Annotated in this window: 12 protein-coding genes, 5 tRNA genes and 1 pseudogene; 4 read left to right on the top strand and 14 right to left on the bottom strand. The window is 58.2% G+C overall.

The genetic code is table 11. The annotated features are described in order from the left end of the window. Positions 1-248: 248 nt before the first annotated feature. From LPQ25_RS05430 to mltB, 14 genes and pseudogenes are all read right to left on the bottom strand, one after another. A tRNA-Arg gene (locus tag LPQ25_RS05430) sits at positions 249-325 on the bottom strand. Positions 326-553: 228 nt separating this feature from the next. Beyond that, positions 554-630, bottom strand: a tRNA-Arg gene (locus LPQ25_RS05425). A 61-nt stretch (positions 631-691) separates the two neighbouring features. Then, a tRNA-Arg gene (locus tag LPQ25_RS05420) sits at positions 692-768 on the bottom strand. A 150-nt stretch (positions 769-918) separates the two neighbouring features. Then, positions 919-995: transfer RNA gene (locus tag LPQ25_RS05415), tRNA-Arg, on the bottom strand. 4 nt (positions 996-999) lie between these two features. After that, positions 1,000-1,092, bottom strand: a tRNA-Ser gene (locus LPQ25_RS05410). Between the two features lie 322 nt (positions 1,093-1,414). Next, positions 1,415-1,600 (bottom strand): carbon storage regulator CsrA, encoded by a 186-nt coding sequence (csrA, locus tag LPQ25_RS05405; protein WP_000906486.1) that lies wholly within the window; start codon positions 1,598-1,600, stop codon positions 1,415-1,417. 363 nt (positions 1,601-1,963) lie between these two features. After that, positions 1,964-4,591, bottom strand: coding sequence for an alanine--tRNA ligase (alaS, locus tag LPQ25_RS05400; RefSeq protein WP_004174700.1), 2,628 nt, complete (start codon positions 4,589-4,591; stop codon positions 1,964-1,966). A 250-nt stretch (positions 4,592-4,841) separates the two neighbouring features. Beyond that, on the bottom strand, positions 4,842-5,342 hold the full coding sequence (gene recX, locus LPQ25_RS05395; RefSeq protein WP_004213244.1) for a recombination regulator RecX: 501 nt from the start codon (positions 5,340-5,342) through the stop codon (positions 4,842-4,844). A 67-nt stretch (positions 5,343-5,409) separates the two neighbouring features. Continuing rightward, positions 5,410-6,468, bottom strand: a complete 1,059-nt coding sequence (recA, locus tag LPQ25_RS05390; protein WP_002914769.1) for a recombinase RecA — start codon at positions 6,466-6,468, stop codon at positions 5,410-5,412. A gap of 90 nt (positions 6,469-6,558) precedes the next feature. After that, positions 6,559-7,056: a nicotinamide-nucleotide amidase gene (pncC, locus tag LPQ25_RS05385; RefSeq protein ID WP_002914771.1), complete on the bottom strand. Its 498-nt coding sequence runs from the start codon at positions 7,054-7,056 to the stop codon at positions 6,559-6,561. A 139-nt stretch (positions 7,057-7,195) separates the two neighbouring features. Then, on the bottom strand, positions 7,196-8,074 hold the full coding sequence (locus LPQ25_RS05380) for a metal ABC transporter substrate-binding protein (protein ID WP_014907047.1): 879 nt from the start codon (positions 8,072-8,074) through the stop codon (positions 7,196-7,198). 7 nt (positions 8,075-8,081) lie between these two features. After that, positions 8,082-8,961: pseudogene (locus LPQ25_RS05375) on the bottom strand (metal ABC transporter permease). Continuing rightward, positions 8,958-9,668, bottom strand: coding sequence for a metal ABC transporter ATP-binding protein (locus tag LPQ25_RS05370; protein ID WP_014907046.1), 711 nt, complete (start codon positions 9,666-9,668; stop codon positions 8,958-8,960). The pseudogene LPQ25_RS05375 and the gene LPQ25_RS05370 overlap by 4 nt, the downstream one beginning before the upstream one ends. A 339-nt stretch (positions 9,669-10,007) precedes the next feature. Then, entirely contained in the window at positions 10,008-11,087 is a 1,080-nt protein-coding gene (gene mltB, locus LPQ25_RS05365) for a lytic murein transglycosylase B (RefSeq protein WP_014907045.1), read from the bottom strand. Positions 11,088-11,363: 276 nt separating this feature from the next. On the opposite strand from mltB, the gene srlA reads away from it, so the two are divergent. From srlA to srlD, 4 genes are read left to right on the top strand one after another with little or no spacing between them, the layout of a single operon-like run. Further along, positions 11,364-11,927, top strand: coding sequence for a PTS glucitol/sorbitol transporter subunit IIC (srlA, locus tag LPQ25_RS05360; protein ID WP_002914812.1), 564 nt, complete (start codon positions 11,364-11,366; stop codon positions 11,925-11,927). Beyond that, complete coding sequence (gene srlE, locus LPQ25_RS05355; protein WP_004890251.1) at positions 11,924-12,904, top strand: PTS glucitol/sorbitol transporter subunit IIB; 981 nt, start codon at positions 11,924-11,926, stop codon at positions 12,902-12,904. The genes srlA and srlE overlap by 4 nt, the downstream gene beginning before the upstream one ends. A gap of 13 nt (positions 12,905-12,917) precedes the next feature. Further along, complete coding sequence (gene srlB, locus LPQ25_RS05350) at positions 12,918-13,280, top strand: PTS glucitol/sorbitol transporter subunit IIA (RefSeq protein ID WP_004174693.1); 363 nt, start codon at positions 12,918-12,920, stop codon at positions 13,278-13,280. A gap of 12 nt (positions 13,281-13,292) precedes the next feature. Next, complete coding sequence (gene srlD / locus LPQ25_RS05345; RefSeq protein ID WP_002914815.1) at positions 13,293-14,072, top strand: sorbitol-6-phosphate dehydrogenase; 780 nt, start codon at positions 13,293-13,295, stop codon at positions 14,070-14,072. The last annotated feature ends 156 nt before the right edge of the window (positions 14,073-14,228 follow it).

The following is a 14,228-nucleotide window of genomic DNA, read 5'->3' as shown; positions in this document are numbered from 1 at the left end:
TGGAAAACGAGGTAATCGGGATGGTGAGAGAAGAGTGAAGATTATGCATTCAGAACGGGTGCGGCGATAATTTCGCAGCCTATGCAACAACATCGTCGTTGTTACTGAGGAGAATATGGTACATCCGGGAGGATGACTCGGCTACGCCTCGCCCTTTGGGCCGTTGCTTACGCAACGTTATCCCCCCTGGTGCTGGCGATGATTTCGCAGACCATAAAACAACATCGTCGATGTTACTAAGGAGAATATGGTGCATCCGGGAGGATTCGAACCTCCGACCGCTCGGTTCGTAGCCGAGTACTCTATCCAGCTGAGCTACGGATGCATCGGGAAAGCTATTTTACTGCGGGGTTACTCTCCTGGCACTTACGATGGTTTCGCAAACCAGATAACAACAATGTTGCTGTTACTAAGGAGAATATGGTGCATCCGGGAGGATTACTCGGCTGCGCCTCGCCCTACGGGCCGTTGCTTACGCAACGTTATCCTCCCTGGTGCTGGCGATAATTTCGCAGACCATAAAACAACATCGTCGCTGTTATCAAGGAGAATATGGTGCATCCGGGAGGATTCGAACCTCCGACCGCTCGGTTCGTAGCCGAGTACTCTATCCAGCTGAGCTACGGATGCATCGGGATTACTGCTGTAATTCTGATATCAAATTTCGCGATTTGCCATTCTTATTAAAGAATGGTGCATCCGGGAGGATTCGAACCTCCGACCGCTCGGTTCGTAGCCGAGTACTCTATCCAGCTGAGCTACGGATGCATCGGGAAACTTGCTTTACTACGCGTCAGTGTCACAACTAACACATGCCACACTGAGTATGATGGCCTAATCGGTAGAGTGACTCGATTATGCCTCGCACTGCGGGCCGCTGCTTTCACAGCGCTCTTCTCTCTTAATTCAGAAAGAAGATGGTGCATCCGGGAGGATTCGAACCTCCGACCGCTCGGTTCGTAGCCGAGTACTCTATCCAGCTGAGCTACGGATGCAAAATGGCGGTGAGGCGGGGATTCGAACCCCGGATGCAGCTTTTGACCGCATACTCCCTTAGCAGGGGAGCGCCTTCAGCCTCTCGGCCACCTCACCACACACGCCTCTTTCGAGTGCTTCGAAGAACTTGTTTCTGCTCTTCGTCGCTGCGATGGCGCACATATTACTTTCTGGTACTTATAAGTCAAACACTTTTTCGAGACCTTTTTTCGTTTGCACACTTCGCACGCAATTCGCGTGCAAAAACGGCAAAAAGGGCAATTTATCAACAGGAAATCAGCCCTGACGCTGGCATAACGCCAAACGACCAAAGCGGCAAAGGGTAATGAAAAGCGGTATGGCGCAGGGGGAAAAAACAGAAAAAGGGAAAAAGCGGCGGTAAGTGATGCGCCTCACTGCACAGCGAGGCGCGGAAACCTTAGTAACTGGACTGCTGGGATTTTTCAGCCTGAATACGCTGGTAGATCTCTTCACGGTGAACAGACACTTCTTTAGGGGCGTTTACGCCAATACGAACCTGGTTACCCTTCACCCCTAAAACTGTCACAGTGACCTCATCTCCAATCATGAGGGTCTCACCAACTCGACGAGTCAGAATCAGCATTCTTTGCTCCTTGAAAGATTAAAAGAGTCGGGTCTCTCGTATCCCGGCATTATCCATCATATAACGCCAAAAAGTAAGCGATGACAAATACCTTAGGGTATAAGCAGTCATGGCATCACATTCTGTTAAACCTAAGTTTAGCCGATATACACAATTTCAACCCGACTTTATCGTTATCAGTGTTTCTGACGCAAGGTGCCGTAACCCTCTGGTTATGGCACCTATACCCCTCATACTTCAAGTTGCATGTGTGTTGGCTTTCCTCGCTCACCCCAGTCACTTACTTGAGTAAGCTCCTGGGGATTCGCTGCGTCGCCGCCTTCCTGCAACTCGAATTATTTAGGGTAAATGCGTTTATAGTTATTACAGTTTTGCGCTGACCCAGCCTTTCACACTGGCTAACGCTGCAGGGAGAGCAGACGCATCGGTACCACCGGCCTGCGCCATATCCGGACGACCGCCCCCTTTACCGCCCACCTGCTGGGCGACCATACCAACCAGCTCCCCTGCTTTCACGCGGTCTGTCACATCCTTAGACACACCTGCAATCAGAGAAACCTTACCATCCGCTACCGTAGCTAATACAACGATCGTCGAACCGAGCTGGTTCTTCAGATCGTCAACCATGGTACGCAGCATTTTCGGCTCAACGCCGGTCAGTTCGCTGACCAGCAGCTTAACGCCGTTAATCTCTTCCGCTTTGCTGGAGAGGTTTGCGCTCTCCTGCGCCGCAGCCTGCTCTTTCAGCTGCTGCAGCTCTTTTTCCAGCTGACGGGTACGCTCCAGCGCGGCGCGAACCTTCTCGCCGAGATTGTGGCTGTCACCCTTCAGCAGCTGAGCGATATCATTGAGCTGATCGCTCTGCGCATGCAGGATGGCCATCGCGCCTTCGCCAGTCACCGCTTCGATACGGCGCACGCCAGCAGCGGTGCCGGACTCTGACGTGATGCGGAACAGGCCGATATCGCCGGTACGCGCCGCGTGAGTCCCGCCGCACAGCTCCGTGGAGAAGTCGCCCATCCGCAGAACGCGCACGCGATCGTCGTATTTCTCGCCAAACAGCGCCATGGCGCCGGATGCGCGCGCGGCATCGATATCCATAATGTTGGTTTCGATAGCCAGGTTACGACGGATCTGCGCGTTGACCAGGTCTTCCACCGCACGAATTTCTTCCGGCTTCATCGCTTCAAAATGCGAGAAGTCAAAGCGCAGCGCTTTATCATTGACCAGCGAACCTTTCTGCGCCACATGGGTGCCGAGCACCTGGCGCAGCGCCGCGTGCATCAGGTGCGTCGCGGAGTGGTTGAGACGGATACGCTGACGCCGAGCCTCATCTACGTCGGCCTGTACCGCGTCACCCACTTTCAGTGAGCCGCTGGCGACTTTACCGATATGACCAATAGCCTGGCCGTACTTCTGCGTGTCGCTAACTGCGAAAGAGAAGCCCGCGCCTTTTAATTCGCCTTTATCGCCCACCTGGCCGCCGGACTCCGCATAGAACGGGGTCTGGTCAAGGATCACCACCGCTTCCTGGCCAGCGCTAACGCTATCCACCGCTTTGCCGTCGATAAACAGGGCGGTAACCTTGCCGTTCAGCTCCAGATGATCATAGCCTTTAAATTCAGAGGCGCCGTCAACGCGGATCATCGCATTATAGTCGGCGCCGAAACCGCTGGACTCGCGCGCGCGGCGGCGCTGCTCTTCCATCGCGGCTTCAAAACCAGCTTCATCAACCTTGATGTTGCGCTCGCGGCATACATCGGCGGTCAGGTCGACCGGGAAGCCGTAGGTGTCGTACAGACGGAAGGCGGTTTCGCCGTCCAGGGTGTCGCCTTTCAGCTTCGACAGCTCCTCATCCAGCAGCGCCAGGCCGCGCTCGAGGGTGCGGGCAAACTGCTCTTCTTCGGTTTTCAGCACCTGCTCAACCTGAGCCTGCTGCTGCTTCAGCTCGTCGCCGGCGGAGCCCATCACATCGATCAGCGGGGCAACCAGTTTCCAGAAGAAGGTGTCCTTCGCGCCCAGCATGTTGCCGTGACGGATCGCGCGGCGAATGATACGACGCAGCACGTAGCCGCGGTTTTCATTCGACGGGATCACGCCGTCGGCAACCAGGAAGGCGCAGGAGCGAATGTGGTCGGCGATAACGCGCAGCGACTTGTTCGTCAGATCGGTCGCGCCGGTGACTTTCGCCACGCTGGCGATCAGATCGCGGAACAGGTCGATGTCATAGTTGGAGTTAACGTGCTGCAGCACCGCGGCAATACGCTCCAGACCCATACCGGTGTCGACGGACGGCTTCGGCAGCGGCTCCATGGTACCGTCAGCCTGACGGTTGAACTGCATGAAGACGATGTTCCAAATCTCAATGTAACGGTCGCCATCTTCTTCCGGGCTTCCCGGAGGGCCGCCCCAGATGTGATCGCCGTGGTCAAAGAAGATTTCGGTGCACGGGCCGCACGGACCGGTGTCGCCCATCTGCCAGAAGTTGTCTGAAGCAAACGGCGCGCCTTTGTTGTCGCCTATGCGGATAATACGCTCGCGCGGAACGCCTACTTCATTGGCCCAGATGTCGAAAGCTTCGTCATCGGTCTCGTAAACGGTAACCCACAGTTTTTCTTTCGGCAGCGCGAACCAGTTCTCACCGGTCAGCAGTTCCCACGCGTATTTGATGGCATCCTGCTTGAAGTAATCGCCAAAGCTGAAGTTGCCCAGCATTTCAAAGAAGGTGTGGTGACGCGCGGTGTAACCGACGTTTTCCAGATCGTTGTGTTTACCACCCGCACGCACGCAACGCTGTGCGGTGGTCGCACGCGAATAATTACGTTTGTCGAGACCAAGGAAGACATCCTTGAACTGGTTCATCCCTGCATTGGTAAACAGCAGGGTCGGATCGTTGTGCGGCACCAGGGAGCTGCTGGCAACTACCTGATGTCCCTTGCTATGGAAAAAGTCGAGAAACGCCTGACGGATCTCAGCGGTGCTCTTGCTCATAATTATCCTGAAATCAAGCTACACGTCATCCTTCAAGTCGCCTCTGTCCTGGCTGCGCTTGCTCTTCCGGCACCGAACTGACGTGCGTTGCGAAAGAGAGTCTCTCTTGCCGCCCTGATGCAGCTTGAATGATTTTGTGTAAAGGAATAATCGCCCAGGCCGCTGCCTGCACAGTCACAACCAGCGGCCCGACGGAATAAAGTGGGAATAAGATAAGTTTTCTTTACGGCGAAGTAAAATCCCGGATGGGTCAATCTGCAAAATTTCGCCAGATTTCCTGGATATCTTCCATCAGGTAGCCGCGGTAAAGCAGGAATCGCTGAACTTTCACTTTTTCAGTAAAGGCGGAAGGTAACGGTTCGCCGTATTTACGCTGTGCCTGCTCCCTGGCAAGGCTCACCCAGTCGATATCGCATTCGCGCATCGCCTGGTCAACGACCTGGCGCGCAATGCCTTTCTGGCTGAGCTCCTGGCGAATGCGCGCCGGACCATAGCCTTTGCGGCTCCGGCTGGCGATGAACTGGCCGACGAAGCGGTTGTCGTCAAGGTAGCGGTTTTCGATACACCAGGCGACAACCTGCTCCAGCTCGTCGGGGGTGACGTCCAGCGCCTCAGGACCGTTTTTGCTCATCACCGGAGCGACCAGCTTGCGTCGCAGCTCCTGCTCGCTGTGGTCGCGCATCGCCAGAATGCGGATAGCACGGTCCAGCAGGCGGGCGTAGCCGGAGCGGCGTGATGAAGGTTCAGTCACAGGCACCTCGATAATCTCACAAAGCAAAAGGGCTGCCTAAGCAGCCCTGTCAGTCTTGCAGACGATATCAGAAATCCTGTTCGGTTTCTTCTGCGTCGTTGCCGTCAACAACGAAGTCTGGCTTCGCATCCTGATTGTTGAGCAGCAGTTCGCGCACTTTCTTCTCAATCTCTTTCGCCGCCGCCGGGTTCTCTTTCAGCCAGGTGATCGCGTTCGCTTTACCCTGACCGATTTTGTCGCCGTTGTAGCTATACCAGGCACCCGCTTTCTCAATCAGCTTCTCTTTTACGCCGAGGTCTACCAGCTCGCCGTAGAAGTTGATGCCTTCGCCGTAGAGGATCTGGAATTCGGCCTGTTTAAACGGCGCGGCGATCTTGTTTTTCACCACTTTGACGCGGGTTTCGCTGCCGACGACATTGTCGCCCTCTTTCACCGCGCCGATGCGGCGAATGTCCAGACGCACAGAGGCGTAGAACTTCAGCGCGTTACCACCGGTAGTGGTTTCCGGGTTACCGAACATCACGCCAATTTTCATACGGATCTGGTTGATAAAGATCAGCAGCGTGTTGGACTGCTTCAGGTTACCCGCCAGCTTACGCATCGCCTGGCTCATCATACGCGCCGCAAGGCCCATGTGAGAGTCGCCAATTTCGCCTTCGATTTCCGCTTTCGGCGTCAACGCCGCGACGGAGTCGACGACGATAACGTCAACCGCACCAGAGCGCGCCAGCGCGTCACAGATCTCCAGCGCCTGCTCGCCGGTGTCCGGCTGAGAACACAGCAGGTTGTCGATATCGACGCCCAGTTTGCGTGCATAGACAGGATCCAGCGCATGTTCAGCATCGATGAACGCACAGGTTTTACCTTCACGCTGCGCTGCGGCGATAACTTGCAGCGTCAGGGTGGTTTTACCGGAGGATTCCGGACCGTAGATCTCGACGATACGGCCCATTGGCAGACCGCCGGCGCCCAGCGCGATATCCAGAGAAAGCGAGCCGGTGGAGATGGTTTCCACATCCATGGTGCGGTCTTCACCCAGGCGCATGATGGAGCCTTTACCGAATTGCTTTTCGATCTGGCCCAGTGCAGCCGCCAACGCTTTCTGTTTGTTTTCGTCGATCGCCATTGTTACTCCTAATCATGCAGGGTAAAGCGTGTTCGCTTCGCCGTTAATATTTGTTCAGTTGAGGCAATTATACTGTATAGTCATACAGTATCAAGTGTTTTGTAGAAATTGTTGCCAGAGCAGATTTAGCGCATAGGCCGTCGCCTGACGACGCACCGCTTCGCGGTCTCCGGCAAAGCATTCCCGCCGCGTCACCCCTTGCCCGCTCACGCTGGCGACGCCGAACCATACCGTGCCGACCGGCTTTTCGACGCTGCCGCCATCCGGCCCGGCGACGCCGCTAACGGAGATGGCATAATCCGCACGCGCCGCGCGCAGCGCGCCAATCGCCATCTCCACCACCACCGGTTCGCTTACCGCGCCGTTGTCGCGCAGCGTCGCTTCGCTGACGCCGATCATTTGCGATTTAGCTTCGTTGCTGTAGGTGACAAAGCCGCGTTCAAACCACGCCGAGCTGCCGGCAATATCGGTGATCGCTTTCGCAATCCAGCCGCCGGTACAGGATTCCGCCGTGGTCACCGTCGCCCCACGCGCCTTCAGCGCCCGGCCAATCTTCTCGCTTAGCTGCATTAATTCTGAATCGGTCATTATCGCCCCGCTTTGCTCCGGATAAAGAGGCCATCAAAGATAGCACTTTCGACAGAGATATGGGGATGAAGTGGCGATTTTACGAGGGGGGGTCCAGAAATGGGTCGTCCTGTGATAACCAGGACGACCAGACAACCTGTTACTTCATGCTGTTAGCGATAAGCTCAACGTTGTGACGCATCATTTTGACGTAACTATCGGCGACGCCGCCCGGCTTAGATAGCGCTTCCGGATAGAGTTCGCCCCCCGGCTGCGCGCCGGTGGCGCTGGCAATCTGCTTCACCAGCCGCGGGTCAAGCTGGTTCTCCATAAACCAGGTATGGACGCCATCCGCTTTGATTTGCTTAATCAGCGCCGCCACCTGCGCCGCGCTGGCCTCGCTCTCTGAAGAGAGCCCCTGTGGCGCGAGGAAGGTCACGTGATAAGCCCGGCCAAAATAGCCGAAAGCGTCATGGCTGGTCAGGACCTTGCGCTTGGCCAGCGGAATGGCGCTGAACTGCGCTTTCGCCCAGCCGTCGAGAGACGTCAGCTGGTCGATATAGCGCTTGCCGCTGCTGGTCAACGCCGCTTTATCTTCCGGGTCGGCTTTCACCAGACCATTGAGGATATTCTGCGCATACAATGCGCCGTTCGCTGCGCTGTTCCAGGCGTGGGGATCGGTCACCGTTTTACCCTCTTCATCAAGGGTATGGGTCTTGACGCCTTTCGATGCCACCACCAGCTCGCCCTTAAAACCAGAGGCCTTAATCAGGCGATCCAGCCACCCTTCCAGCCCCAGGCCGTTAACCACCACCACGTCGGCCTTGCTGAGCAGCGCGCTATCCTTCGGAGACGGTTCGAAGGTGTGCGGATCGCCGTCCGGGCCGACCAGGGTATCCACATGGACATGCTCCCCGCCGACCTGCTGCGCTATATCACCCAACACCGAAAAACTGCTTACCACATTCAGCGTTTTCGCCATGGCCCCCTGCGCCATCAGGCCGAGGGCCAGCGCGACCACTATTGCACTACGTTTCATCATTTCCTTACCCCATCAATGTGCGCCAACCGACCAGCAGCCGGCTGCGCGTGCCAAAAAATAGCGAAACAAAAAACAGTGCGCTGGCGGTCAGCACAATAGCGGGCCCGGCGGGAAGACTAATCGCCCAGGAGAGGCTTAATCCCAGCCAGGCGCAGAGCGCGCCCATTCCCGCCGCCAGCAGCAGAATGCCCGGCAGCGTGCGCGCCCAGCAGCGCGCGCGCCCAGCAGCGCGCGGCGACCGCCGGGAGCATCATTACCCCTACCGCCATCAGCGTGCCGAGCACCTGAAACCCGGCCACCAGATTAAGCACCAGCAGCGCCAGAAAAAGCCCATGCAGCAGCGCAGGCAGCCGCCGGTGATTCACCTGCAGCCAGGCGCTGTCGAACGCCTCGCAGACCAGACCGCGGTAGCACAGCGCAATGCACAATAGCGTCAGGCTGGCGACGCCGCTGACAAACAGCGCCGCATCGCGGTCGACCGCCAGAATGGAGCCAAACAGCAGATGCAGGAGGTCCACGCTGGAACCGCGCAGCGACACCAGGGTGACGCCCAGGGCCAGCGAGCCCAGATAAAATCCGGCAAAACTGGCGTCCTCTTTTAACGGTGTCCGCCGGCTCACCCACCCGGCCACCAGGGCAACCACGATACCGGCGATGAAGCCGCCGAGGGTCATGGCCAGCAGCGACATGCCGCTCAGCAGATACCCCACCGCCACGCCGGGGAGAATGGCGTGCGACAGCGCATCGCCCATCAGGCTCATGCGCCGCAGCAGCAGGAAGACGCCCAGCATGGTGGTGCTCAGCGACAGCGCCAGACACACCACGAGGGCCCGACGCATAAAGCCGAATTCAATGAAAGGCTGAAAGAAGGTGTGCCAGATCATGCCGACCTCACATGACTGAAGGCCGGGAGCACCGCCCGGGTAGCGCCCCAGCAGGCGCGCTGGGGAGTCAGCAGCAGCGTCTCGGGGAAAAAGTCGGCCACCCGCTGGTTATCATGCAGCACCGCCAGGATGGTCTGTCCCTGCCGGTGCATCTCGAGGATCAAATCCATTAGTTCGCGACTGGTCGCTTCGTCGATACCGGTGAAGGGCTCGTCGAGCATCACCAGCGGCGCCTGCTGCACCATCACCCGGGCAAATAGCATGCGCTGAAACTGGCCGCCGGAGAGCGCTTCGATCGGCGTTTTCGCCAGGCCCGCCAGCCCGACCCGCTCCAGCACCGCGCCGATGCGTCGCCGGGTGCCGCCCCCCAGACCGCGCAGCAGCGACACGCCGGGCCATGCGCCCTCGCTTACCACATCCTGCACGTTGAGAGGAAACTGCGACTCGAGGGCATGGCGCTGCGCCAGCCAGCCGATCACCGGCCGTGTTCCCTGCCAGCGCAGGCGGCCACTGACCGGCGGAAGAAACCCGGCGAGGGTTTTCAGCAGCGTTGATTTTCCGCAGCCATTGAGGCCAACAATTGCCGTCAGGCTGCCGGGGCATATCATCCCGCTCAGCGGAGGGGTGATCGCTACCCCGTCATAGCCGGCGACCAGCTGCTCCAGTTCAATCATGGCAGCGTCACCGCCCACCAGGTTGCTAACCATAGCGCCGCCAGCAGCACGCCTGCGATGGCCGCGCGCGCCGCGCCGGATGCCATAAAAATCGATGTGAACATATCCCCGCCTCAATTTGATGTTATAACATAACAATAACGAAGCGAAGAAAGAATGTAAATCAGCGTCAGTCAGCGGAAATGTAACAAAGGTCAACAAGAGGCATGGAGACGGGAAAAAACGGGGGGATAAGCGCGGCCTCCCCGGCGTCATCCCCCGGTCGCGCTGCGCTTACCGGGGCTAGCAACCGGATACCAGACCGTAGCCCGGATAAGGCGCTACGCGCCGCTATCCGGGGAGGCTGGGGAAATTGTCAGCCGGATGAAAGGATTAATAACCGCCGCGGGCCTGCGCAACCGCCAGACCCAGCTGCCAGACGGCCATCGCGTAGTGGGTGCTGTGGTTGTAGCGGGTGATGGTGTAGAAGTTCGGCAGCCCGTACCAGTACTCATAGCCGGTGCCGACGTCCAGCCGCAGCAGGCTGGCCTGCTGATGGTTACCCAGCGGCTGGGTCGGGGTCAGCCCTGCGGCCGCCAGCTGCGAAACGCTGTATTTAGTCTTGAAACCATTCTCCAGCCCCGGGGCCTGCCCCAGCGCCTGCACCGCCACCAGATCGCCGCTCACCCAGCCATGCTGTTTGAAGTAGTTGGCCACGCTGCCGATAGCATCCACCGGGTCCCACAGGTTGATATGTCCGTCACCGTTAAAATCGACCGCATACTGCTTATAGGAGGACGGCATAAACTGACCGTAGCCCATCGCCCCGGCGAAAGAGCCTTTCAGATCCAGCGGGTCGTCGCTTTCGCTGCGCGCCATTAGCAGGAAAGTTTCCAGCTCCGACGAGAAGTATTCGGCGCGGCGCGGGTAGCTAAACGACAGCGTCGCCAGCGCGTCGAGGATCCGGGTTTTGCCCATCACCCGGCCCCAGCGAGTCTCCACGCCGATAATGCCGACGATGATTTCCGGCGGCACGCCGTAAACCTGATAAGCGCGGTTGAGCGCGTCCTGATACTGATTCCAGAACACCACGCCGTTCTGCACATTATCCGGGGTAATGAACTGTTTCTTGTAGCGCAGCCAGACGCCGGTCGGCCCGGTTGGCGGCAGGCCGGTCGGCGCCTGACGATCCATCAGCCGCAGGACGTAATCCAGGCGCTTTGCCTGCGACAGGATCTCCTGCAGCTGCTGCCTGTCGAAGCCGTGCTTCGCCACCATCTTATCGATAAACTGCGCCGCCGCCGGGTTGTTGGCGAAGTCGCCGCCCATCTGCATCACGTTATGCTGCGGTTCCAGCAAAAAGCCGCCGGTTCCACTCGCCATCTCCGTTTCCGCGGGGGTCTTGGGTTTGCTGCTGCAGGCAGCGAGGAGCACACAAAGGGGAAGTAAAGCCAGATAGCGACGCTTCAACATGGGAATTCCGTTTAACAAATTCAGCAAGGGATAATTATGGTAAAGCATGCGACGACCAACAAGAAAGCGACAATCTGTTTGTAGACAAAATAGTCCTTCAACGGCTCCTCCCCTGCGTGCTTTCATGCCCTGCAACATTTCATCTCGCCCGCATCATCTTTCAAAATAAAATATTTATCTTTCATTTTGCGATCCATTTAACACTTTTAAACCTTTCAAAATGATTAAAATCAGCCTGCAATTAGCAAGAAAAATAACATGCTGAAGGAGAGAACAATGATTGACGTCGTGACCCACGGCGCGGAGTGGTTTATCGGCCTGTTTCAGAAAGGCGGCGAGGTATTTACCGGCATGGTGACCGGGATCCTCCCCTTGCTGATCAGCCTGCTGGTGATCATGAACGCGCTGATCAACTTTATCGGCCAGCAGCGGATCGAGAAGCTGGCGCAGCGCTGCGCAGGAAACCCAATCTCCCGCTACCTGCTGCTACCCTGCATCGGCACCTTCGTGTTTTGTAACCCAATGACGTTAAGCCTCGGCCGGTTTATGCCAGAGAAGTACAAGCCCAGCTATTACGCGGCGGCGTCGTATAGCTGCCACTCAATGAACGGGCTGTTTCCACATATCAACCCCGGCGAGCTGTTCGTCTATCTCGGCATCGCCAACGGCCTCACTACCCTCGGCCTGCCGCTCGGTCCGCTGGCGGTGAGCTACCTGCTGGTCGGGCTGGTGACTAACTTCTTCCGCGGCTGGGTCACCGACCTGACCACCTCGATTTTCGAGAGAAAAATGGCGATTCAGCTTTCCCAGAAAGTGCATCTGTCAGGAGCGACATCATGACCCGTATTCGTATAGAGAAAGGCACCGGCGGCTGGGGCGGCCCGCTTGAGCTCGACGCCGTCGAAGGCAAAAAGATCGTCTATATCACCGCCGGCACCCGCCCGGCGATCGTTGACCGCATCGCCAGTCTGACCGGCTGGCAGCCGGTGGACGGGTTTAAAGAGGGGGAACCAGCGGAAAGCGAGATCGGCGTGGCGATTATCGACTGCGGGGGCACCCTGCGCTGCGGGCTCTATCCTAAACGCCGCATCCCGACGGTGAATATCCATGCCACCGGCAAATCAGGGCCGCTGGCCCAGTACATCACGGAAGATATTTATGTCTCCGGCGTCAAAGAGGACAACATCCAGTGCATCGCTCCCGACAGCGCAGGGGTTTCCGAGCCGCCGGCGGAAAACAAGAGCGCGGGTCGCGATTACGACACCAGCAAGAAGATTACTGAACAGAGCGATGGCCTGCTGGCGAAGGTCGGGATGGGCATGGGTTCGGTGGTGGCGGTGCTGTTCCAGGCCGGGCGCGACACCATTGATACGGTGCTGAAAACCATTCTGCCGTTTATGGCTTTCGTCTCGGCGCTGATCGGCATCATCATGGCCTCCGGCATCGGCGACTGGATCGCCCACGGCCTGGCGCCGCTCGCCAGCCATCCGCTGGGGCTGGTAACCCTGGCGCTGATTTGCTCTTTCCCGCTGCTGTCGCCGTTTCTCGGCCCCGGCGCGGTTATTGCCCAGGTGATCGGCGTGCTGATCGGCGTTCAAATCGGCCTCGGCAACATTCCGCCGCACCTCGCCCTGCCCGCCCTATTCGCCATTAACGCCCAGGCCGCCTGCGATTTTATTCCGGTAGGCCTGTCGCTAGCCGAAGCCCGCCAGGATACCGTGCGCGTCGGCGTGCCGTCGGTGCTGGTCAGCCGCTTTCTGACCGGCGCACCAACGGTGCTGATCGCGTGGTTCGTTTCCGGATTTATTTACCAGTAAGAGGTTCCTGCAGATGACTGTGATTTACCAGACCACCATTACGCACATCGGCGCCTGCGCGACGATGGCGCTGGAAGAGCAAATGCTGATCACCTTCCGCGAGGGCGCCCCGGCGGATATCGAAGAGTACTGCTTTATTCACAACCACGGCGAGCTTGCTGGCACGCTGCAGCCGGGGGCAGAGCTGCAGCTTGGCGAACAGCGCTACCCGGTGACCGCCGTCGGCGAGGTCGCTGAACAAAACCTGCGCGAGCTGGGCCACATCACCCTGCGCTTTGACGGCCATCGTGAAGCGGAGTTCCCAGGTACCGTCCATGTGGCGGGCCCGGTGCCGGACGCCATCGCGCCCGGCTGCGTACTGAAGTTTGTTGCTTAAAAGGAGAGAGAGATGAATCAGGTTGCTGTTGTCATTGGCGGTGGACAAACCTTAGGAGAGTTTCTGTGCCGCGGGCTGGCCGCCGAGGGCTACCGCGTGGCGGTGGTCGATATTCAGAGCGAAAAAGCCAGCCGCGTCGCCCAGGAGATTAACGCTGAGTATGGCGAAGGTATGGCGTACGGCTTCGGCGCCGACGCCACCAGCGAGGCCAGCGTCACCGCCCTGGCCCACGGGGTGGATGAGATTTTTTCGCGCGTCGACCTGCTGGTGTACAGCGCCGGGATCGCCAAGGCGGCGTTTATTAGCGACTTCGCGCTGGGGGATTTCGACCGCTCGCTGCAGGTCAATCTGGTGGGCTATTTTCTCTGCGCCCGCGAGTTCTCGCGGTTGATGATCCGCGACGGCATTAAGGGGCGGATCATTCAGATCAACTCGAAATCCGGTAAAGTCGGCAGTAAGCACAACTCCGGCTACAGCGCGGCGAAGTTCGGCGGCGTCGGGCTGACCCAGTCGCTGGCGCTGGATCTGGCGGAATATGGCATTACCGTGCATTCGCTGATGCTCGGCAATCTGCTGAAGTCGCCGATGTTCCAGTCGCTGCTGCCGCAGTATGCCACCAAGCTCGGTATCGATGAGAGCGAAGTCGAGCAGTACTACATCGACAAGGTGCCGCTGAAGCGCGGCTGCGAATATCAGGATGTGCTGAACGTATTGATGTTTTACGCTAGCCCACAGGCGTCGTACTGCACCGGGCAGTCGATCAACGTCACCGGCGGCCAGGTGATGTTTTAACAGGTTCCCGGATGGCGCTGCGCTTATCCGGGGTACAAAACTGTAGGTCGGGTAAGGCGTTAGCCGCCACCCGACAAAAAAACGGCACCGCGGGTCGCTCGGGTTAGGCGCTCGCGCCGTGACCTGGGCTGTTCCCGCCCCCTTAAGGAGAGACCT

This window comes from Klebsiella sp. KPN54798, assembly GCF_021184225.1.
Lineage (GTDB): Bacteria > Pseudomonadota > Gammaproteobacteria > Enterobacterales > Enterobacteriaceae > Klebsiella > Klebsiella pneumoniae.
Note: the sequence above shows the minus strand (reverse complement) of the source record. Positions and strands in the feature narration are given on the sequence as shown.

Excerpts from the sequence above, each read along its gene's own strand:
- csrA (WP_000906486.1), bottom strand. The coding sequence starts at position 1,600 with ATGCTGATTCTGACTCGTCGAGTTGGTGAGACCCTCATGATTGGAGAT.
- alaS (WP_004174700.1), bottom strand. The coding sequence starts at position 4,591 with ATGAGCAAGAGCACCGCTGAGATCCGTCAGGCGTTTCTCGACTTTTTC.
- recA (WP_002914769.1), bottom strand. The coding sequence starts at position 6,468 with ATGGCGATCGACGAAAACAAACAGAAAGCGTTGGCGGCTGCACTGGGC.
- pncC (WP_002914771.1), bottom strand. The coding sequence starts at position 7,056 with ATGACCGATTCAGAATTAATGCAGCTAAGCGAGAAGATTGGCCGGGCG.
- LPQ25_RS05380 (WP_014907047.1), bottom strand. The coding sequence starts at position 8,074 with ATGAAACGTAGTGCAATAGTGGTCGCGCTGGCCCTCGGCCTGATGGCG.
- LPQ25_RS05370 (WP_014907046.1), bottom strand. The coding sequence starts at position 9,668 with ATGGTTAGCAACCTGGTGGGCGGTGACGCTGCCATGATTGAACTGGAG.
- mltB (WP_014907045.1), bottom strand. The coding sequence starts at position 11,087 with ATGTTGAAGCGTCGCTATCTGGCTTTACTTCCCCTTTGTGTGCTCCTC.
- srlA (WP_002914812.1), top strand. The coding sequence starts at position 11,364 with ATGATTGACGTCGTGACCCACGGCGCGGAGTGGTTTATCGGCCTGTTT.
- srlE (WP_004890251.1), top strand. The coding sequence starts at position 11,924 with ATGACCCGTATTCGTATAGAGAAAGGCACCGGCGGCTGGGGCGGCCCG.
- srlB (WP_004174693.1), top strand. The coding sequence starts at position 12,918 with ATGACTGTGATTTACCAGACCACCATTACGCACATCGGCGCCTGCGCG.
- srlD (WP_002914815.1), top strand. The coding sequence starts at position 13,293 with ATGAATCAGGTTGCTGTTGTCATTGGCGGTGGACAAACCTTAGGAGAG.